The organism is Microbulbifer maximicatervae (SeqCode) (genome assembly GCF_052467225.1).
Genome location: NZ_CP174303.1, coordinates 4,983,149 through 5,003,662, shown reverse-complemented (window position 1 = coordinate 5,003,662; position 20,514 = coordinate 4,983,149). Strand labels below are relative to the sequence as shown.

Below are 20,514 nucleotides of genomic sequence, written 5' to 3'. Positions count from 1 at the left end.
ACCATAGCGGGCGTCTCGGTGCAGATATGTTGTCAATCCACAACGGCGGTTACCCGGTCGGCAACTCCAGGCTGAACTCTACACCGCTGCCGTCGCTGCGGTTTCGGGCTTTTAAGGAGCCACCGTGGAAGTCTGCGATCAGTTTTGCGATATGCAGTCCCAGCCCCAGGTGGCCGGCATTATCGCCCTGGTTGCGCACAGAAACGAGAGAGTCGAACAGCTTGTGAGCGTAACCTTCCGGGAGCAGAGGGCCGTCATTGCCCACTGTGATCAAGTAGGTATCTCTGTTTGTTGCCACTGACAGGCAAATTTCACTGCCTTCGGGAGCGAAGCTACATGCGTTATCCACCAGCTTGTCCAGCAGTTGAGCCAATAACTCCGGTGCGCCGTGGCAGGCTAGCTCCCCAGTGGGTTTGTTTAGAGTAAATCGGTGTTCGCTGTGAGCATCGCCATAGCACTGTGTCATGACTTCAAGCAGGTCTGCCAGGTCGAAAGGCTCCCGCTCCGCTTGGTGGATGCTGGTTTCAAGATTGCTGGCTGCGGAGAGACTGTTGAGAATCCCCGACAGCCTTGCACTGCCATCCATAGCCCGCCCTGCATAGCGGCGGCTGTGGTCGTCGAGTTCTCCGGCGGCGAGGTTATCCAGGGATGAGCGAACCACTGCCAGCGGTGTGCGTAGCTCGTGTGACAACTTACTGGCGAGAGTGCGCAGGTACTGGTGATATTGGTCCAGTTCTGCGAGCAGGCTGGCGAAGGCCCGGTTTAGGTCTCCCAGTTCATCGCCAGCCTTTGAATGGGGAAAGTTGCCGCGCAGTTTGCCGCTGGAATCTACTGCGTTGCGGGCGGCCTGGTGTAGCTTGCGCACGCGCCAGGAAAGCCAGCTGGCGTAGCCCAAAAGGAAGAGCAGGGCAGTTGCGGCCGCGGCGCAGCTGATCAACCACAACCGGTGGGCTGCTCCCTCGGTGACTGATTGCATCGCTTCGCCAGATTGCAGGACGAGGACCTGCCCCAGAAGTGGCCGCTCAACCACTTCGTCGACCCGGGTGATAACGGGCACACTCACCGCACCAATTCGGGATTGCAGCGGTCCTGAATACCATTGCTCCCGGGTGCCACGGCTGTCAGGCGTTGGAAGAGGCAAGCTATTTTTCGGCAGCTGTGGCAAATCCTCTCTGGAAAGCAATTTGCGATAAGCCCAGTCTCTCAGCCACGAATTGCTCTCGGAATCTGCCAGCTGTAGTTGCCCGTTGCTGGCAAGAAGAAACCCCTCGCTGTCCACTATTGCGAGGCGTAGTCCAGGGCGCGCAAAGTGGTCGAGTTCTCTTTGAAGGTCTGGCAGAGGGCTCACCAGGCGTCCTGGGTGGCCATCTGTCGGAAGTGTGCTGGCGCTGCGAGTCGGTGAGGAGCCACTGCTGTTTGCCCTGTCGTGAATGCGGATAGCGAGGGCTCCACCGGTTAGGGTTTGTGGCAGAGCCAGCTCCAATTGGTAACCGGCACCAGAAGTAGTCCATCGGCCCCTGAAACGCAGCTCACGCTCGTAGCGGCCCTCTCTAGGGTTGTGCCACAAGGCGCTGGCGGCCCCTTGGCTGGCGACGGGCAGGATGTAGTGCTGTTCAGCGGTAAACAGTTCTACGGTGTCGCCTCCAGCGATTAGGCCTGTGCGGGGGTCCCGATAGGCGGGGGTTGAGTCTGAAACAGTGAGAAGCAGGTAGATTTGCTTATCCAGTTGCCCCAGCGTCACCTGGGCCATAGGGGATAGCTGCCCGTCCTCAAGGGTTCTGGGCTCAAGTTGCTGCGCTCGCCACTCATCGCCATAGCCGTCGACTCTCGGAGCTTGAGATAGGGGATTCAGGTAGAGCTGAGCGCCTGGTGGGCGCGATAGGCGCTGAGGATCTGGAGCGATAAGCTGGGGGGCACTGGCCAAGCGTGCGGCAATTGCCGCCGCAGTTGCCTCGATTGCCTGGATCTGGCCTTGTGCTAGGGCGGCGTCCACCTGGCGGAGGTACTGGCAGCCGGCCCAGGGCAGGGTGAGTGCGACAAGGCTGACGAGCAAGAGTTGGCGGCGTAGGTTCATACTTAAATTTTTGAAATTGTTCGCCCGATGGCGGTTTACAGCTGCCAGCGATACCCCATGCCGTAGGCGGTTCCTATGGCATTAAAGTCGGTGTCCAGCGCCTGGAATTTGCGCCTGATTCTTTTGACGTGAGAGGTGATGGTGTTGTCATCCAGCACTACGCGGGCTGCTTCCATTAGTTGGCTGCGGGATTTAACGTGGCCGGGCCTTTTTGCCAGGGCGTGGACAATCCAGAATTCGGTCACGGTTAAGTCCACGGGTTGCTCATCCCAGTGGCAATGGAGCCTGGAAATATCCAGCCATAGCTTTCCCTGAGTTAAGCTCTCGCCTTCATCGTTTTGATCTCGCAGCACGCTAACGCGGCGCAGTAGGGCGTTAATTCGCGCCTGCATATGGGGTAGGGAGATATCCTTGGTGAGGTAATCATCAGCGCCCAGGCGCAGTCCGGAAATAATATCCAGCTCTGAGTCCCTGGCGGTGAGAAATAATATTGGCAGGCTCGGCGCCATAGCGCGCAATTCCCGGCAGAGCTCAAAACCGCCCTCAACCTCGCTGCCCAGGCCAACATCGATCACGGCCAGGTCCGGCAGCCGCTGGCGAAAAGCATCCATGGCCTCAATCCTGGCGCTGTATAAATCGACCCGATAACCGTGGCGGCGCAGGGCATCGCGGTAGTTTTCTGCGATAGCGCGTTCATCTTCGACAATGGCGATGGTTGCACTCATGACAAATCCCGACTTAATTCCTTTCTGGCGGAGAATCATGCACGAAATTGCAGGGGTTAGGCAAAAAGGCGGGCGCAAGGCGCCCGCAAATACAACAGGGTTTCTATCAGATTGGAGTCGCATGAGTGGATTTGCGATCCACCCGTGCTTATGTAGTGCGGCTTGAAGGCGAAGGGATATGCGGATTTGTTGTCCGCCGTGCCCCTTTGACTCAGAAGTTTCCCGCCATGGACTCCGGAAGGGAGAAGCGGATGTCGACGCGGCGCTCCATGGCGTAGGCGTCTACATCGCCTCGGGCTGCCTGGGAATAGGTGGAGCCGAGTGCGCTGCGGCTGATTCTTGAGGCATCAACTCCCAGCGATACCAAAGCCTCTTCCACACTCAGGGCGCGTTGATCGGACAGTACATTGTTGTAGCCGTCGCTGCCGCGAGGATCTGCGTGTCCCTCCAGGTGAATTTGCAGGTGGGGGTGGCGCTTTAGGAAGTCAGCCATGGCACTCAGCTGGTGCATTTGGCCCTCCTGAAGCTCGTCCTCCCCAGTGGTAAACAGCATTTGGAATTGCAGTGAATCCAGGGCCAGTTGGCTGGCGTCGTTCGCGGACAGTTGAGCCGCATCCAATTGCTGTGCCAGGTTGCTGAGCTCTGCACGGCTCTCTGTCAGTTGTGTTGCCAGCATATCTGCCTCGTCTGCTTGCTTGATCTGCTCTCCGAGCCAGGCTCCGCCGAGTGCTCCGGCGATAAAGCCAACGGGCCCACCCAATGCTGCACCGGCAATTGCAGAGCCGGTAAAGACTGAGGCCTGCTTGGCCGGAGTCAAATTGGATTCGTTTTGTTCCTTAGCGTGGGCTCCGGTGGCAATCAGAGAACCCAGGGCGACGGCCATCACTACTTTTTTCATTGTTCTGCTCCTTAGCGGCTTTTCTTACTCGTGTGGGCCTGTTCTGTTGCGGCCCGTTTGAGTGTTATTAAAAAGCTCCAAGGAGGCGCTGGCGTGGCGCAGCTATGACCAACTGCGGCTCAATTGTGGCGAAATATGGCGATCGCTCCGAAACCCAGCTCGGAAGCTGGAAGGGGCTGGGCGACCGCAGCTATAGCAGGGGGTGGATGGACAGACGGGGCTGGGGCCATCAACAGCTGCTATGTACCGCACAATTGCCAGAACCAGGGCAATAATCAAAGCACTAATGGTCATCCCTTCTCTCCCCGCACCACCAGCTCCATGGGTGGCGCGACTAGCTCGCTCTTAGTATAGGCTCGCGGTCCCGCAGTCGCAGGGCCTCAGCTCTGTAGAGGAGCCCATATATCCCCAGGTTTTGGGGTAGACTTGCCGGCCAACAAGTTTCAACTTTCGCCAGGAGTCCGAGTTTTGTCGCAGTCATCCCCAGCTCAGGAACAGGCAGTCGAAAAATCTGGTGCTTCCAGATTGCTGCGGGGCAGTTCCGTTGTCGGTGCTGCCACTATGCTGTCGCGAGTGGCCGGGCTGGTTCGCGACGTGGCACTGGCCCGCTTTGCCGGTGCGGGCGATGCTGCCGATGCCTTTTTTGTCGCATTCAAGATTCCCAACTTTTTCCGCCGCTTATTTGCCGAAGGTGCATTTGCCCAGGCCTTTGTGCCGGTACTGGCCGAATACCGCCAAAAGGGCGGTAAGGCGGCTGCGCGAGAGTTAAATGACCGGGTTGCTGGCGCCCTTGGCGGCGTACTTTTGTTGGTTACTCTGTTTGGTGTTCTCTGCGCTCCACTAGTGACGGGTATTTTTGCTTTTGGTTGGTGGTGGGACGGCAGTGAGCGTGAGAAGTTCGATCTCGCTACCGATATGTTGCAGATCACCTTTCCCTATTTAATGCTGATTTCCCTGGCGGGATTTACCGGGGCAATACTCAATACTTTCGATCGTTTTGCGATTCCGGCGCTTACCCCGGTGATGCTCAACCTGGTTTTGATTGCTGCGGCGACTGTTGCTACCAGCTGGTTTGATCCGCAAATTATGGCGCTGGCTTGGGGCGTTTTTGTTGCGGGGGTGGTGCAGCTGCTGTTTCAACTGCCTTTTCTCGCTCGTGAAGGTTTGCTGCCTAGCCCTAAGTGGGATTGGCAGCACAAAGGAGTGCGTAAAATTTTACGCCTGATGGCGCCGGCGATTTTTGGTGTGTCAGTGACTCAGATCAGCCTGGTGATGGACACTCTGCTGGCTTCATTCCTGCCCAGCGGCAGTGTTTCCTGGCTCTATTTTTCCGACCGGCTCACCGAGCTGCCCTTGGGGGTGTTTGGGGTTGCAGTGGCCACGGTAATTCTGCCGAGCTTGTCGCGTCAGCACACTGACGGAGATCCTCGCCGGTTCCGTCATACCCTCGACTGGGCTTTGCGCAGTGTCACACTAATTTCTCTGCCCGCTTCTGTAGCCTTGGTGGTACTGGCTGAGCCGCTCCTGACAACCCTTTTTCAGTATGGGCAGATGCAGCCGCGCGATATGCAAATGGCCGCCTGGTCCCTGCGCGCTTATGCCATGGGGTTGTTGGCGTTTATGCTGATTAAAGTGCTGGCGCCGGGCTATTTTGCCCGCCAGGATACCTACACCCCAGTGCGCTTTGGCTTAATCGCTATCTCGGCCAAAATGGTGTTGAGCCTGCTGTTTGTGATACCGCTTAACTACTACTTCAAGCTCGGCCATATGGGTCTGGCACTGGCTACGGCTTGTCAGGCCGCTATTAACGCCTGGCTCCTCTATAAAGGCCTGCGTCGAGATGATGTCTATAAACCTGAGGCTGGGTGGGGCACTTACCTGGTAAGGTTGCTTCTGGCGAATTTGGCGATGGTTGCGATTTTGCTCGGGGCCCTGCACCTGTGGTCACAGTGGAGTGAATGGGCCTGGTATGACCGCGCCTGGCGTATGGGGCTGATCGTAGCTGCGGGGGGAGCGACCTATCTGTCCGTTTTACTGGTTTCAGGATTGCGCCCCCGCCACTTCCGCGCCACAAGTTAGTTTTTTAAGTGGGCATATCTGGATAAATATGGCCTCTGGCCGCCCAGTGGGAATCCGCTATACTGTGCGGCTCGATTTTATGAGGATGGGAAAATCGCTTTGGCCCAGGAGCGCGAACTAATCCGCGGGTTGCACAACCTGCGCCCCCGCCACCGGGGAAGCGTGGCGACAATCGGCTCGTTCGATGGTGTACACCTCGGTCACCAGGCGATTATTGCGCAGCTCAAGCAGCGCGCGCAGGAACATGATCTGCCCTCGGTGGCGATTATCTTTGAGCCCCAGCCACATGAGTTCTTCTCTGGGGAAAGGGCGCCCGCGCGTCTGATGCGCTTTAAAGAGAAGGTATTGGCGCTATTTGATGCTGGTGCCGACCGGGTGCTGTGCCTGCAGTTTAACGAGAAACTGCGCAATCTGAGTGCCGATGCCTTTGTGCGCCGTATTCTGGTGGACGGCCTTGGAATCCGCCATTTGGTGGTGGGAGACGATTTCCGCTTCGGCTGTGATCGCAGTGGCGATTATCAATTTCTCCAGGGCGCCGGGGCCGAAAATGGATTCACGGTGGAAGACACGGCTACGCTTGAGATTCGCGGAGCCCGGGTGAGCAGCACCCGCATTCGCGAAGCCTTGCAGCGGGGCGAGTTTGAGTTGGCCGAGGCCTTACTCGGACGCCCTTACAGTATTACCGGACGGGTTGCCCCCGGGCGCGCCTTGGGCCGGCAACTGGGTGCTCCCACAGCCAATGTGCGTTTGCACCGCTACCGCTCCCCGCTGGTTGGCGTTTACACCGTTCGCACCAAAGCCGCGAATGGAAGTGAACTCGCAGCTGGGCGGCCGGGAATTGACGGTGTTGCCAATGTGGGGTTTCGCCCAACAGTTGAGGGAGAGGGCGCCCGGCCACTACTGGAAGTCAACTTGTTTGATTTTGATGGCAACCTCTACGGGAAAGAACTAGCGGTAGAGTTTTGCCACAAACTTCGCAATGAAGAGAAGTTTGCCTCCCTGGAAATCCTCAAAGCCCGCATCGCTCAGGATATTGACGATGCTAAAGACTGGTTTGTGCAAAACCCCAAGGGGCACTAACTGGTGTATAGACGATGAATTTTTCTCTACTAGAGCTGAAGTAGACATCCAATGACTGATTATAAAGTGACCTTAAACCTGCCTGAGACCGACTTTCCTATGCGCGGCAATCTGCCCCAGCGCGAGCCGGCTATTTTAAAGAAGTGGCAGGAAACCAAGCTCTACGAAAAAATCCGCGAAGCGCGGGCGGGGCGCGAGCAGTTTATCCTGCACGACGGTCCTCCCTACGCCAACGGGGATATTCACATAGGTCACTCGGTCAACAAGATTCTCAAAGATATTATTATCAAGTCGAAAACCCTGAGCGGTTTTGACGCTCCTTATGTGCCTGGCTGGGACTGCCACGGCCTGCCGATTGAGCACCGCGTCGAGAAAAAGATTGGCAAGGCTGGCGCAAAGGTGGATCACAAAACTTTCCGCCAGAAGTGCCGCGAATACGCAGCCAAGCAGGTGGACGGACAGAAGAAAGACTTTATTCGCCTGGGGGTGTTCGGTGAATGGGACAATCCCTACCGCACCATGGATTTCCAATTTGAAGGCGATATCATCCGCGCGCTTGGGCGAGTGGTCAAAAATGGCCATTTGGCACGGGGTTTCAAGCCTGTGTACTGGAGCGTTGTGGGCGGATCAGCTCTGGCGGAAGCGGAAGTGGAGTATCAGGATAAAACCTCCTACTCCATTTACGTTTGCTATCCGGCGACGGAAGAGACATCCCTGGCTATCGCCGATGCGGCAGGTGGACACGCGGGTGAAGGCCCCCTATCCGTTGTTATCTGGACCACAACCCCCTGGACGCTTCCTTCCAGCCAAGCGGTTTCTGTCAATGCTGAGCTGGAATATGTTGTGGTGCAAACGGCCGAGCGCCGATTACTCGTTGCCGAAGCACTCAAGGACGCCGTATTGGAGAAGGCGGGGCTCGAAGGTGAAGTGGTAGGCCGTATTCGCGGTGCTGCCTTGGAGCACCTGAAGCTAAACCATCCTTTCTACGAGAAGCAATTGCCGATGATCCTCGGCGACCATGTCACCACTGATGCAGGTACAGGCTGTGTACACACTGCGCCGGACCATGGTCCCGATGACTTCCAGGTGGGCAAGCGCTACGGCATCGATTCCCTGAACTATATCGATGACAATGGCGTATACCGCGATATGGTACCGCTGTTTGCCGGTGAGCACGTCTACAAGGTGGACGACAAAATTGTGGCCCTGTTACAGGAGCGCGGAGTACTTCTGCACCAGGGTAAGATGGAGCACAGCTACCCCCACTGCTGGCGCACCAAGACGCCGCTTATTTACCGCGCGACTCCGCAGTGGTTTGTGAGCATGCAGCAGAATGATCTTCTGGAGAATGCACAGAAGGCAGCGGATGAAGTTCAGTGGATCCCCGGTTGGGGCAAGGCTCGTATCGATGCCATGCTCGATGGCAGTCCGGATTGGTGTATTTCCCGCCAGCGCACCTGGGGTGTGCCCATCGCTTTGTTTGTTCACAAAGAGACCCATGAAATCCACCCGGACACTCCCGCTTTGATGGAGAAAGTGGCTGAAAAGGTCGATGCCGAGGGTATGGATGTTTGGTTTGACCTGGACCCGCAGGAGCTCCTGGGAGATGAGGCAGACCAATATCAAAAGGTTACCGACACCCTGGATGTCTGGTTCGATTCAGGTGTGACTCACTATGCCGTACTGGAGCGCCGCAACGGCCTGCGTTTCCCGGCAGATCTGTACCTTGAGGGCTCTGATCAGCACCGAGGCTGGTTCCAGTCTTCACTGAAGACCTCCATCGCCATCAACGATTGTGCCCCTTATAAGCAAGTGTTGACCCACGGTTTCACGGTAGATGCACAGGGACGGAAAATGTCCAAGTCCATCGGCAATACCGTTGCACCACTGGATGTAATCAACAAGTTGGGTGCAGATGTATTGCGCCTTTGGGTTTCCGCTACAGACTTCAGTGGTGAAATGGCGGTTTCCGATGAGATCCTGAAACGCACAGCGGACTCTTACCGTCGCTTGCGCAATACGGCTCGTTTCTTCCTGTCCAACCTGGCTGGGTTTGACCCGGAAAAAGATTTGTTGCCGGAGAGTGAACTTCTGGCGCTGGATCGCTGGGCGCTGGATAAGGCTGCGCGTCTACAGGATGAAATTATCGCGGCTTACGATAACTACCAGTTCCACCAGATCTATCAGAAGTTACATAACTTCTGCGTCGTGGAAATGGGTGGCTTCTACCTGGATATCATCAAAGATCGCCAGTACACCACTAAAGAGGACAGTACTGCACGCCGCTCTGCGCAAACTGCCCTCTATCATATTGTTCAGGCATTTGTTCGCTGGATTGCGCCTATCCTGAGCTTTACCGCAGAAGAACTGTGGCAGTTTATTCCCGGTGCCAAAGCGGACAGCATCTTTATTGAAGAATGGTATTCGCTGCCGAAGCTGCCAGCAGACTCGGTTAAAGGTGCGGACTATTGGGCCGCCATGGCCGAAGTAAAAACTGCGGTAAACAAGGTGCTTGAAGAGCAGCGTGGAGCTGGTGCTATTGGCGGCTCCCTGCAAGCAGCGGTGACTCTGTTCGCCGAGGATGACCTGCGCGAAAAGCTTCTGGAGCTCGAAGACGAGTTGCGCTTTGTTTTGATTTGCTCCTCCACTTCTGTGCAGCCGCTCAGCGATGCTGCCGGTGCAGAGTCCACAGAGCTGGAAGGATTGAAAGTCAGCGTAAGCAAAGTGGATCACCCCAAGTGTGCGCGCTGTTGGCATTACCGTGCCGATGTGGGTGTATCAGCAGAGTATCCAGACATTTGTGAGCGCTGCGTGGAAAACGTTTCTGGTGAAGGAGAAGTGAGGCACTATGCCTAGTTCCAACCCTGTTTGGGGGCATCCATGGCGCTGGTACTGGCTGGCGCTGGTGGTGGTTGTCCTCGATATCGCCAGCAAAGTCTGGGCCGTGGATATGTTTATGCACGGCCCTTCAATGCAAATTATTCCCGGCTTGCTGCAATTTACTTATGCGGAAAACTACGGTGCTGCCTTTAGCTTCCTGTCTGATGCTGGGGGATGGCAGCGGTGGTTTTTCGGAATTATTGCCTTTGTATTTAGCGTTGTTGTCAGTGTTTGGCTATGGCGCCTGCCGACAACAAAGCGCTGGGAACCCTGTGCCCTGGCGCTAATTCTGGGGGGGGCCTTGGGCAACCTTTGGGATCGAGTGCTGCTGGGTTACGTAAGGGATTTTATTTCGGTCTATTACGGCAACTGGCACTTCCCGGTATTCAATGTTGCGGATATGGGAATTAGTATCGGCGCTGCAATGCTGGTTATTGAGCTACTTTTTTTTGCAGAAAAAGAAAGTGGCAAAGCAAAAAATAACGTGGAAGTCTAACGAACTATGAGTAATGCCGTTATCGGTGAACACTGCCGGGTGACACTGCACTTTAGCCTAAAATTGGATGATGGCACTGAGGTGGATTCAACCTTCAAAGGTGACCCAGCCTCTTTCAGTGTTGGCGATGGCAGTTTGCTGCCGGGCTTTGAAAAAGCCCTTTTTGGTTTAAAAGCGGGGGATGAAGCCGAGATCGAGATACCGCCGGAGATAGGATTTGGTCAGCGCAACCCGGAAAACCTGCAAAAGGTGCGCCGGGATACCTTTTCTCCCGATATGGAGCTGGAGCGCGGATTGGTAGTCTCTTTTGACAATGGCAGCGGCGAACTCCCCGGAGTAATCAGTGAGATTGGTGAGGACGATGTTACCGTCGACTTTAATCATCCATTGGCCGGTCAAACCTTAAATTTCCATGTGAAAATTATTGCGGTGGATTCGATCCAATAGGGTCGGGTTCCCTCTTTGTAGCAAGTAGGGTACTGAAGTAGACATGCAAATCCGAATGGCTAACCCCCGGGGCTTTTGTGCCGGTGTTGATCGGGCAATTGATATTGTGAATCGCGCCCTGGATGTATTTGGTGCGCCGATCTATGTCCGCCATGAAGTGGTGCACAATAAATTTGTGGTGGAAAGTCTGAAAGAGCGCGGTGCGGTCTTTGTCGATGAACTCGATGAAGTGCCCGATGATGTTATCGTTATCTTCAGTGCTCACGGTGTTTCAAAAGCTGTGCAGCGCGAAGCTGGAGAGCGCGGCCTGCGTGTATTCGATGCTACTTGCCCGCTGGTTACCAAGGTGCATATTGAAGTGAGTAAGTTCAGCACCGACGGTGCTGAGTGCATACTTATCGGCCACGCTGGGCACCCGGAAGTGGAGGGCACAATGGGGCAGTATGACAACTCTGCTGGCGGTGCCATTTACCTGGTTGAAGACGAAGAGGATGTTGCGAAGTTAACTGTTAAAGACGAGAGTAATCTCGCCTATGTTACCCAAACAACACTATCCATGGATGATACCGCTCGAGTAATTGATGCCCTGAGAGTGCGTTTCCCTGAAATCCGTGGGCCGCGAAAAGATGATATCTGTTACGCGACCCAGAATCGCCAGGATGCTGTAAAGCAGCTGGCTCTGGAAAGTGACCTGGTCCTTGTTGTTGGTAGCCCGAATAGTTCTAACTCTAATCGCCTGCGTGAACTCGCTGAACGCTGTGGTGCTGCTGCCAAATTGATCGATGGTGCAGATGATATCGATGCGGATTGGCTCCAGGGTAAGGCGGCTATAGGGATCACAGCCGGGGCCTCAGCACCAGAAATTTTGGTGCAGGGAGTCGTTAGCCGATTGCAACAACTTGGTGCAAGCCTTCCAGAAGAAATGGATGGGCGAGCTGAAAATATACGATTTTCCCTGCCTAAAGAACTCAAATAATCAAAACTTCTCGCGCCTCCTTTCCCTTTGGTTTTAGGAGGCTAGGAGCATTGGCTTTGATTCGCCTGCTCGACTCTCAGGCGACCGCTGTGAAACAATATCAGGGCTAGGCCCTGTGATCCATCAAGGGTGCAAACATAGAGGCTTCCCATTTGTAATGCGCCTTGTGGAGAGCCTGCCTTGCGACTTTCACCGGTTCCAATAAAGGAAATGTAATCTCTAAGTGGAGAGTTAGATAGAACCTGCACTTTATCTAATCCAGCCCCAGACATTACTAGAGTGTCTCTTTCACCGCGGGAACCGTCATTGTCGGCATCGATAAAAATCTCCCACCCAAGATCCCAGCTTCCAGAGTTGCGCATAGTGACGCGCTGATTCTTCACAACAGCCGTATTTCTTGTTAGCTGAATAGCACTAATTAGTTCCTCCCCCGCAAACTCCAGCTGTGTTTTTTCAATAATCTGCGTAAAGCTTGGCAGACCGATAAATAAAAGTATCGATAAAATACAAAGAGTGATTAGTAGCTCTAGTAGCGTAAACCCCCGCTGAGTCATGGCTCCCTCCAAGGATTTTTAGACGCAGGTCTCATTTAAATGACCATTGAATCTGCTGAAATGGCCGCTAGTCGGTTTGATCTGGTTTGATAACGAATTGAAATGCTACTTTTCCGACTATATCCACGGTCTTTTTCTCTTTCTAGGTGTTTGGCGGTAAAGTGAACTCTGAATTATTAGCACAGGCGTTTGAAATAGATGCAATTTAGGAACTTAGATCAGGGTAGTCTTATCCGGAAACAATATGGATTTACGCTAATAGAGTTGATGACCACCCTTGTGGTTTTGGCTGTCCTTGTTGGTATTGCAGTCCCGAGCTTTAAGGACATGATCAACAACAGCCGCTCAGTGGCGTTGGCTGAGGACCTCGCAGGGGCTCTTAACTTTGCCCGATCCGAGGCCGTGCGGCGTGGCGGAAGGGTTTCTATCTGTGCGAGTACCAATGGAGCAAGTTGTGGAGCTGCTGATACCTGGAACCAAGGATGGATAGTGTTTGCTGATGGCGCTGTTACTGACAGCGCGCTGGAGCCTGTAGTGAGTGAGCTAATAAGAGTATGGGAGATCGATGACGAGAGTGCTGAGATTCAAGTTGTACAGGGAGCCGCTACAAAGTTCATCCGCTATACAAGTTTAGGTACATTGGGGCGCTTTACCGATACCTCGATAACGGTGAAAAACTCTAAATGTACTGGCACCAATGAAAGAACAATGACGCTTGGAGCAGCCGGTTTGATAAGCGTGTCGAAAACCGACTGCTAAGGAGGGTGAAGTGAAATTACTAAATTCCCAGCGTGGAGTAGGGTTAATCGAAGTGATGGTAACTGTATTAATTCTTTCCACATCACTGCTTGGCTTAGCAGCGCTACAAAACAAAGCGCTGCAATACAATCACAGTGCTTATATGCGCTCACAGGCGAATGTTCTGGCTCAAGATGTATTTGAGCGTTTAAGAGCTAATCGTGAGAATTTATCAGACTATGAGATAGATGTTGATGATCCCACGCCAACTGCGAGTTCAAACCGCGCTGATATTGATTTAGGTGAGTGGCGAAACTTGCTGTCAGATCTCCTCCCGGCGGGTACGGGGGGAATTAGTTGTGATGTAAATGATGTATGTACGGTGATTGTCCAGTGGGGGGAGGAGGATTCCACTGGCACTGGTGATGATGAAGGTACTAGTAGCTTTCAATATATGACAGTAATTTAGTGGAAATTGTAATGTTTAAGCAGCGAGGAATCTCTCTTGTAGAGCTTATGGTGTCTATTACCGTTGGCTTGGTATTGATGGCTGGAGTGGTACAGCTTTTCTTATCGAGTAAAGTCACATTTACGAGTCAGCAGGCTATCGCTAGGGTGCAGGAAACTGGGCGCCTTGCAATTGATTTCATGAGTGAAGATATACGTATGGCCGGTTTTCTCGGCTGTATGAATACCGCGACCGGTGATTTTGAAAACATATTAAATGATAGCGAAACAACGCTTTATAATTTTGCTGATCCTGCAGAGGGAATCGATCATGACCAAATCGACCCAAGCTATCCAAACCACTCCGAAGATTCGGATGTTTTGTTGTTGAGAAGTGCGAATGGCACGGCTGTGGACGTAGCTGAGAAATCATTGAACGATCGATTTTATATTGAAAATACCGGAATTGAAGAAGGTGGCTGCGATGGAGATGAAGATAAATACAGCGGTATCTGTGCCAATGATATTTTGATAGTTGCCGATTGTACAAAGGCGCTAGCTTTCCAAGTGACTGGGTTTGACACTGGAAGTAGGCCTGGGGAAATTGGGCTATATCACTCAGATGCCGATGGCTTTACACCGGGAAATAAAAAGGGATATGAGACCTTTGGAGATAGCCAAAGAAACCAAGACAAATACTTCGATGACGATGATGCGCAGGTTTTTGTAGCAACCAGTACATTTTATTATATCGATAATGGTACCTCCGGCCGCCCAAGTTTGTTTCGAGAGGTAAATGGTGAATCTCAAGAACTCTTAACTGGGGTTGAACAAATGCAGATCACTTACGGATTGGATACTAATAATCCAGATGAATTTAAAACTGCTAAAGAAATCTCCAGTAACGACTGGGAAAGATTAGTCAGTATTAAAGTGGAGTTATTGGTTTCTTCCGACGACGACAATGTACTTCAGGAAACGCAGCTATACAGTTTCAATGGAGAGGAGGACCTCGACCCAGGTGATAGGCGCCTGCGTCAAGTTTTCACGAGTATCATATCTCTCCGTAGCCGTAGTTTGCCGTAATTGGGGGTGGGAAAATGAAAGAAAGGCCTTATGTTAAAAGCCTGCAACAGCAAGGTGGGGCAACATTACTTGTTGGACTGATCATTTTATTATTGATGACTTTTATCGGGCTGGCGGCGATTCGCGGAAGTGGTATGCAGGAGTTAATGGCCGGTAATATGCGCGATCGCCAGCTTGCATTCCAGGCCGCGGAAGCTGCATTGCGGGTTGCTGAGGTTAGGCTGGTAGAGGACTTTAACCGTTCGATAAGTCAGCTTTACGATGGAACTAATGTTGGATATGTTGAAAAAATGGATGGCTCTTCTGCGACTGAGTTTTGGCTGGATTATGACTGGGACAGCGTCTCGGTTTCGACCGATCTCAAACTCAGCGGGGTTGCCAGTCAGCCGGTTTATGTCGTCGAGAGATTTACTGGACCAGATTGGAATGCCAATGACGGTGGCTGTATTGATCAGGCTTGCTTAGCTGGTGATGAGGCGCCAGAGTACTACCGAATTACTAGTCGCGGCGTCGGCGGTAGTGATAGTACCGTAGTAATTCTCCAGTCTACTACTGTTCGTTAATAATTTGCGCTTGGAATAATGATTATGATTAGTCTTGTAAGAAAATTAAAAAGCGCCTCGACAATTTCGGCCGCATTTTTAAGTTTAGGAATATCACATAGTGCGGTATCCCTTGATTTTGCCCAACAGCCACTGTTTTTAAGTACTTCGGTCGATCCAAATATTATGTTTATTTTGGATGACTCTGGATCAATGCAGTTTGAAGTTACTCCCTCGGAGATTACCGACTATTTTTATATTTCTAAGAAAAAGGGATACACAAGTTATCCGGTCCGTTATACCTTTCCGCAGACTGAAGCTGGCAGTAGTAATACTGCCGTGCGATTAACGCCCTGCCCTTACAATAGCTCTTCATCTTCCGGTTGTGATTATTGGAATGGCTCCAACGATAAGCAGACCATAGCAAAATTTGATAGTGACAATAAATGGGCTGCCTATTATCGCTCTTCATACAATAACAAATCTTATTATGATCCGACTATTTTGTATCTTCCATGGGCTGAGGAGGACGAAAATGGCAATGAATTTTCTGATGCAAATCCTCAAAAGGCATATCACAACCCTTATGATACGTCTAAAGGCTGGCGCAATCTCACGGTAAATAATACGCAGAGTGCAAATTGTTGGATAAAAAATAGCGCTACTAAGGATTCGAGTAATTCATTTAACAATCTGTGTGAGAGCGGAGACCTTACTTTCTATCCCGCTACCTATTTTAATTATAAAGGGACAGCTTCATCAGACGTTTATTTTTCTAGTAGCTATGATCGTATCCAAATTAAGAATGATGGGAGTACCTATGCGGGGGGCACTGCGCGAACGGACTGCGCAGATTCAAGTGCTTGTACCTATGCAGAGGAAATTCAGAATTTTGCTAACTGGTATAGCTACCATCGCTCTCGTGTATTGATGTCCCGAGCAGGGATCGGACATGCTTTTTCAGCCCAAGGGGAGGGGTTGCGTGTAGGTTTTGGTACACTGAATACTGATGGTAAAACTATTGATGGCTATAGCACTGATGTGATCCTTGAGGGGGTGCGCGCTTTTAAGGATACCGATAGAGAGAATTTCTTTGAGAGGCTGTATGGAACAACGATTCCTTCACAAGGGACCCCTCTATTAAACGCTCTGGAAGCAGCGGGTAAGTACTACAGTCGCACGGATAGCAGGGGGCCTTGGTCTTCAACACCTGGAGAAAGCAGTAGCACTAGCTCTGATATTGCCTGTAGATCCAGCTATACCATTCTGATGACAGATGGTTATGGTAATGATTATGGTAGTGACGAAGTTGGTTATTACGGTAATGTGGATGGAACTTACGGCGCGCCATTCTCTGATTCATATGCGAATACATTGGCAGATATTGCCATGCATTATTGGAAAACTGACTTAAACACAAATCTATCAAATAGTGTAAACCAAGCTGAAGGAAGTATTGATACAGCAACCTGGCAACATATGGTGACTTTTGGGGTTGCACTTGGAGTTACAGGCAACGTTGACCCGACTACTGCATTTAATGCGATTGACACCAGCACCGCTATTTCTTGGGGAGATCCAGACTCTAGTGATGCAAATAAATTGGACGATCTATTACATGCCTCTCTGAATAGTCGTGGAGGTTTCTACAGCGCAAGTGATTCCAAAACTTTTGCTGATCAACTAACAGCAGTATTAAGTGATATTAGTGGGCGCGCTGGATCATCATCGGCAGTTGCTGCCAACTCCACCCGTCTGGGAACTGATACGTTGGTTTTCCAAGCACTATTTGATTCAAACGACTGGAGTGGTGAAGTCAAAGCTTTTGCGATGGATACAGATGGAAGCTTAAGCTCCACCGCTAAGTGGAGTACTTCGTCTTCAGGGAAAATACCCACGTCGGGTCGAACGATACTCACTTATGATGGCTCCGATACAGTGAGCTTTACTTGGAATAATTTAACAGACAAACAAAAATCAGCCCTGATTGGAACTGATAATGATTCTGTCGGTGAGGAGCGTTTGGAATGGTTGTGGGGTAAATCGATCTCAGGAATGCGTAGCCGAACTTATTTGTTGGGTGATGTTGTTAATAGCAGCCCAGCATTAGCGGATAATAAGGATATGTATTATTCGTCTCTACCCACTTACCTTGGTGGAGACAAATACGCTTCTTACTTATCAGATACTAAAGAAGCTCGCTCGAAAGAAATTCTCTATGTGAGTGCCAACGATGGAATGTTGCATGGGCTAAACTCTGCCACTGGTGTCGAGGAGTTTGCTTATATTCCATCGGGCGCTTATGAAAAGTTGGCTGATTTAACAGAGACTGATTACGGCACTGAATCTAACCCCCATGAGTATATTGTGGATGGCCCCTTATATGTAAGCGATGCTTACTTTAAGAAGGGCGCCAGTGAATCATGGCGGAATATTTTAGTGGGTACTTACGGTGCTGGATCAGAGGGCCTGTTTGTTCTTGATGTAACTAACCCATCGAGCCCAGAAGTTCTGTTTGAACTGGATAGTTCAGATGATGACAGTATAGGAAATATTATTGGGCAACCGCTTATTGCGCCTACACCAGCTGGTTGGAAGTTAATTTTTGGAAATGGATACAACTCCGATAATGATACTGCCTCATTAGTGATTGTCGATTTGGCTGATCCCAGCGATATTGAAGTATTAGAGGCCGGTAGCTCAACCGATAATGGTTTGGCTGGGCCATCACTATTACCTGATATCTACGGGATAGTTAGAGCTGCATATGCAGGCGATATTTACGGCAATATGTGGAAGTTTGATCTGAGCAGTGAATCTGAGAGCAGTTGGAAGGTTGCATTTGGAAGCGAGTCATCCCCCGAGCCTTTATTCACTGCAAATGACATTAATGGCCGCCCACAGCCTATCACCGCAGCGCCAGTGCTAGGAGCCAATTCGAAGGTGGATAATGCTATTATGGTGTACTTTGGTACAGGTAGCTATTTATCTTCAGCTGATGATGGGGAAGGGGATGTGGTCCATACTTTTTATGGCATTGTTGATAACGATACTAATATCACATCTACAGATAGGTCAGAGTTGTTTGAGAAAACTATCTCAGAGTCTTCTGGTTCGAGAACCATTAATGGGGATAGTGATACCTCTTGGTGGGATACTAAAAAAGGATGGTATTTAGATTTTGGGGCGGTTTCTGGATCTACCGTAAATGTAACAGGTGAAAGAATTATCAGTAAGCCCTTATTAATTCGAGATCGCTTAATTTTTCCGACTCTAATACCATCTGAGGACCCCTGTGCTTACGGTGCAACAGGCTGGACTATGGAACTTATTGGGCTAGGCGACCCTAGGTTTGCAAATGAGAGTATCCTGGATGAGCCCAATACGAAAGAAGATAGCGCTACCATCGCTTTTTCTGATGTTATTATTGCAGGGAAAAAAATATTTATCCCTTCATCAGATACGTCAGGTGCTATGGGAGGACCTGATGGCGAGCTTTATCGAGATGGTGATCGTTTATCTTGGCGGCAACCATAAAGAGTAGCATTTTATGAAGAACTCTAGTTTGAGTATAAATTACGGATTTACTTTAATAGAAGTTTTGCTGGTTGTTGCAATAGTTGGGATTTTGGGCGCAATTGCTTACCCCTCCTATATGGAGTCTGTTCGAAAAAGCAATCGGGCGGAAGCTAAAGTTGAAATGAATGACGTGGCGCAGCGCTTGCAGCGCTGCTTTACCGCTTATAGTGCTTATGATGATGCAGGTTGCTCTGTTGCAAATGAAATAACCGATGGAAACACGCTGTCTACACAAAATAACTATTATTCGATTTCAGGGGTCCTCACCGCGACGACATATACCTTAACGGCACTGCCGCAATCCGGGTCTGCGCAAGCGGGTGATAGCGACTGCACCAGTTTTACCTTAACTCAAGCGGGCGTTACGGATGCGACAGGAACTAGTGCAGATGATTGTTGGTGATTTTTAATTCATTTCTCGTGAATTGATACCAACAAAATTTGAGTGGCTCTCTATAGGTGTAGAGCTACTCAAATTACTTGGTTAAGTTTCTAGACCTAGCTTCTTTAGTCTGTAACGAAGTGAGCGGAAGCTTATTCCAAGGCGTTCTGCGGCCGCAGTTCTATTCCACTTTGTCTTGCTTAACGCGCTCTCTATAACTTCTTTTTCGATCTCTTGTAAAAATTCATCAATTGTTGTGTGCTGAGAGGAGTCAAATAACCCCTGTGAAGGAATTGATGTTACGGGGAGTTGGCCAAACTCAGGGAGTTCTTTTGTTGATGACGTATTTTGATCAAGCTTAAGGTCTGACTCTTTAATTTCTCCCTTCTCACATAAAGTGAAAGCTCTCTCGAGAATATTTTCCAGTTGTCTAACATTTCCTGGAAAATGAAATTTCTGAAGAGCTAACATTGCTTGAGGATGTATTTTAGGTCGGGGTAGACCGGGCTTCCGTGCAATTCTTTGCATAATAGCTTGTGCAAGAACAGGAATATCTTCAATACGTTCGCGAAGTGGTGGTATGGAGATCTCTATAACATTGATTCGATAGTAGAGGTCGCTACGAAAGCGCCCTTCTGCCACTTCAGCAGCCAAATTCTTATGAGTCGCGCTGAGAATGCGAATATCAATAGGGATTTCTTGATTTGCGCCTATGGGACGAACAGATTTTTCTTGTATAGCCCTAAGCAGTTTGACCTGCATATCCAGGGGAAGGTCAGCGATTTCATCGAGAAACAGAGTTCCCCCCTCTGCACTTTGAAGTAAGCCGATCTTGTCTTTATAAGCGCCAGTAAAGCTACCTTTTCGGTGCCCGAAAAATTCACTTTCTACTAACTCTTTTGGAATTGCTCCGCAATTAATAGGGACAAAAGGCTTATCAGCTCTGGCCCCTTGCTGATGAATAGACCGAGCTGCCAGTTCTTTTCCCGACCCAGACTCACCGCTGATATATATAGGCGCATCACTGCGTGCAACTTTTGCCAGTTGATTCCTTAAAACTCGCATGTTGCCAGCATCACCCAACAACAGCTCTGTATCACTCTGAGTTAACTCACCGCTTTGGTGATGACTCAAACGGAGAGCCAGTTGAGCAAGATTTCTCAAGCGCTCTAAGTCAACAGGTTTACTGACAAAGTCAAATGCGCCCAGCTTCAGTGCTTTAATTGCACTATCCATATTGCCATGAGCGGTGATGACCGCTGTAGGCAGATGCGATTCGATACCCTGCTGAATATATTCAACCAGTTGTAGGCCATCACCATCGGGAAGGCGCAAATCTGTAAGGCAAAACTGGTAGCTATTGTTGTATAGCAGCTCCTTGGCTTGTGCGAGTGTGCCTGCACTATGGCAATCCACATCCATTCGCTTAAGTGTTAGGCTAATTAAGTTACAAATATCTGGTTCGTCGTCAACAACCAGTGCCAGAGGTCGCATTATTTTTTGTCTTTTCTTGTTGTGTGAAATTATTTGG

At 50.7% G+C, this 20,514-nt stretch carries 17 protein-coding genes; 12 read left to right on the top strand and 5 right to left on the bottom strand.

Features of this window, described 5'->3' with window-relative positions; all coding sequences use genetic code 11:
- Nucleotides 1-49 precede the first annotated feature (49 nt).
- From ACJJIZ_RS21660 to ACJJIZ_RS21650, 3 genes are all read right to left on the bottom strand, one after another.
- On the bottom strand, nucleotides 50-2,074 hold the full coding sequence (locus tag ACJJIZ_RS21660) for an ATP-binding protein (protein WP_444914816.1): 2,025 nt from the start codon (nucleotides 2,072-2,074) through the stop codon (nucleotides 50-52).
- Between the two features lie 35 nt (nucleotides 2,075-2,109).
- Nucleotides 2,110-2,799: a proteobacterial dedicated sortase system response regulator gene (gene pdsR, locus ACJJIZ_RS21655; RefSeq protein WP_444914815.1), complete on the bottom strand. Its 690-nt coding sequence runs from the start codon at nucleotides 2,797-2,799 to the stop codon at nucleotides 2,110-2,112.
- A gap of 211 nt (nucleotides 2,800-3,010) precedes the next feature.
- Nucleotides 3,011-3,697 (bottom strand): OmpA family protein, encoded by a 687-nt coding sequence (locus ACJJIZ_RS21650; protein ID WP_108731695.1) that lies wholly within the window; start codon nucleotides 3,695-3,697, stop codon nucleotides 3,011-3,013.
- Nucleotides 3,698-4,165: 468 nt separating this feature from the next.
- Between ACJJIZ_RS21650 and murJ the strand changes: the two genes are divergently transcribed.
- The 6 genes from murJ (at nucleotide 4,166) to ispH (ending at nucleotide 11,655) form a co-directional block, all read left to right on the top strand.
- Nucleotides 4,166-5,776 (top strand): murein biosynthesis integral membrane protein MurJ, encoded by a 1,611-nt coding sequence (murJ, locus tag ACJJIZ_RS21645; RefSeq protein WP_108731696.1) that lies wholly within the window; start codon nucleotides 4,166-4,168, stop codon nucleotides 5,774-5,776.
- A 99-nt stretch (nucleotides 5,777-5,875) separates the two neighbouring features.
- Nucleotides 5,876-6,856, top strand: coding sequence for a bifunctional riboflavin kinase/FAD synthetase (ribF, locus tag ACJJIZ_RS21640; RefSeq protein WP_444914814.1), 981 nt, complete (start codon nucleotides 5,876-5,878; stop codon nucleotides 6,854-6,856).
- A gap of 51 nt (nucleotides 6,857-6,907) precedes the next feature.
- Nucleotides 6,908-9,712: an isoleucine--tRNA ligase gene (gene ileS, locus ACJJIZ_RS21635; protein ID WP_444914813.1), complete on the top strand. Its 2,805-nt coding sequence runs from the start codon at nucleotides 6,908-6,910 to the stop codon at nucleotides 9,710-9,712.
- Nucleotides 9,705-10,232 (top strand): signal peptidase II, encoded by a 528-nt coding sequence (gene lspA / locus ACJJIZ_RS21630; protein ID WP_444892732.1) that lies wholly within the window; start codon nucleotides 9,705-9,707, stop codon nucleotides 10,230-10,232. Before ileS ends, lspA begins: the two co-directional genes overlap by 8 nt.
- Before the next feature lie 6 nt (nucleotides 10,233-10,238).
- Entirely contained in the window at nucleotides 10,239-10,679 is a 441-nt protein-coding gene (locus tag ACJJIZ_RS21625) for an FKBP-type peptidyl-prolyl cis-trans isomerase (protein WP_282934364.1), read from the top strand.
- A gap of 43 nt (nucleotides 10,680-10,722) precedes the next feature.
- Entirely contained in the window at nucleotides 10,723-11,655 is a 933-nt protein-coding gene (ispH, locus tag ACJJIZ_RS21620; RefSeq protein WP_444914812.1) for a 4-hydroxy-3-methylbut-2-enyl diphosphate reductase, read from the top strand.
- A gap of 41 nt (nucleotides 11,656-11,696) precedes the next feature.
- On the opposite strand, the gene ACJJIZ_RS21615 is transcribed toward ispH, so the two are convergent.
- Nucleotides 11,697-12,209 carry a GspH/FimT family pseudopilin gene (locus ACJJIZ_RS21615; RefSeq protein ID WP_444914811.1) on the bottom strand — a complete coding sequence of 171 codons (513 nt, stop codon included), beginning with the start codon at nucleotides 12,207-12,209 and terminating at the stop codon, nucleotides 11,697-11,699.
- Between the two features lie 198 nt (nucleotides 12,210-12,407).
- Between ACJJIZ_RS21615 and ACJJIZ_RS21610 the strand changes: the two genes are divergently transcribed.
- From ACJJIZ_RS21610 to ACJJIZ_RS21585, 6 genes are read left to right on the top strand one after another with little or no spacing between them, the layout of a single operon-like run.
- Nucleotides 12,408-12,968, top strand: a complete 561-nt coding sequence (locus ACJJIZ_RS21610) for a GspH/FimT family pseudopilin (RefSeq protein ID WP_444914810.1) — start codon at nucleotides 12,408-12,410, stop codon at nucleotides 12,966-12,968.
- 10 nt (nucleotides 12,969-12,978) lie between these two features.
- Nucleotides 12,979-13,416, top strand: coding sequence for a type IV pilus modification protein PilV (gene pilV / locus ACJJIZ_RS21605; RefSeq protein ID WP_444914809.1), 438 nt, complete (start codon nucleotides 12,979-12,981; stop codon nucleotides 13,414-13,416).
- An 11-nt stretch (nucleotides 13,417-13,427) separates the two neighbouring features.
- Entirely contained in the window at nucleotides 13,428-14,480 is a 1,053-nt protein-coding gene (locus tag ACJJIZ_RS21600) for a PilW family protein (protein ID WP_444914808.1), read from the top strand.
- A gap of 14 nt (nucleotides 14,481-14,494) precedes the next feature.
- Nucleotides 14,495-15,043: a pilus assembly PilX family protein gene (locus ACJJIZ_RS21595; protein ID WP_444914807.1), complete on the top strand. Its 549-nt coding sequence runs from the start codon at nucleotides 14,495-14,497 to the stop codon at nucleotides 15,041-15,043.
- Nucleotides 15,044-15,067: 24 nt separating this feature from the next.
- Nucleotides 15,068-18,559, top strand: a complete 3,492-nt coding sequence (locus ACJJIZ_RS21590) for a pilus assembly protein (RefSeq protein WP_444914806.1) — start codon at nucleotides 15,068-15,070, stop codon at nucleotides 18,557-18,559.
- A 13-nt stretch (nucleotides 18,560-18,572) separates the two neighbouring features.
- On the top strand, nucleotides 18,573-19,004 hold the full coding sequence (locus ACJJIZ_RS21585) for a type IV pilin protein (protein WP_444914805.1): 432 nt from the start codon (nucleotides 18,573-18,575) through the stop codon (nucleotides 19,002-19,004).
- An 81-nt stretch (nucleotides 19,005-19,085) separates the two neighbouring features.
- Here the strand turns inward: ACJJIZ_RS21585 and ACJJIZ_RS21580 are convergent, their stop codons facing one another.
- Nucleotides 19,086-20,477 (bottom strand): sigma-54-dependent transcriptional regulator, encoded by a 1,392-nt coding sequence (locus ACJJIZ_RS21580; RefSeq protein WP_444914804.1) that lies wholly within the window; start codon nucleotides 20,475-20,477, stop codon nucleotides 19,086-19,088.
- Between the last annotated feature and the right edge of the window lie 37 nt (nucleotides 20,478-20,514).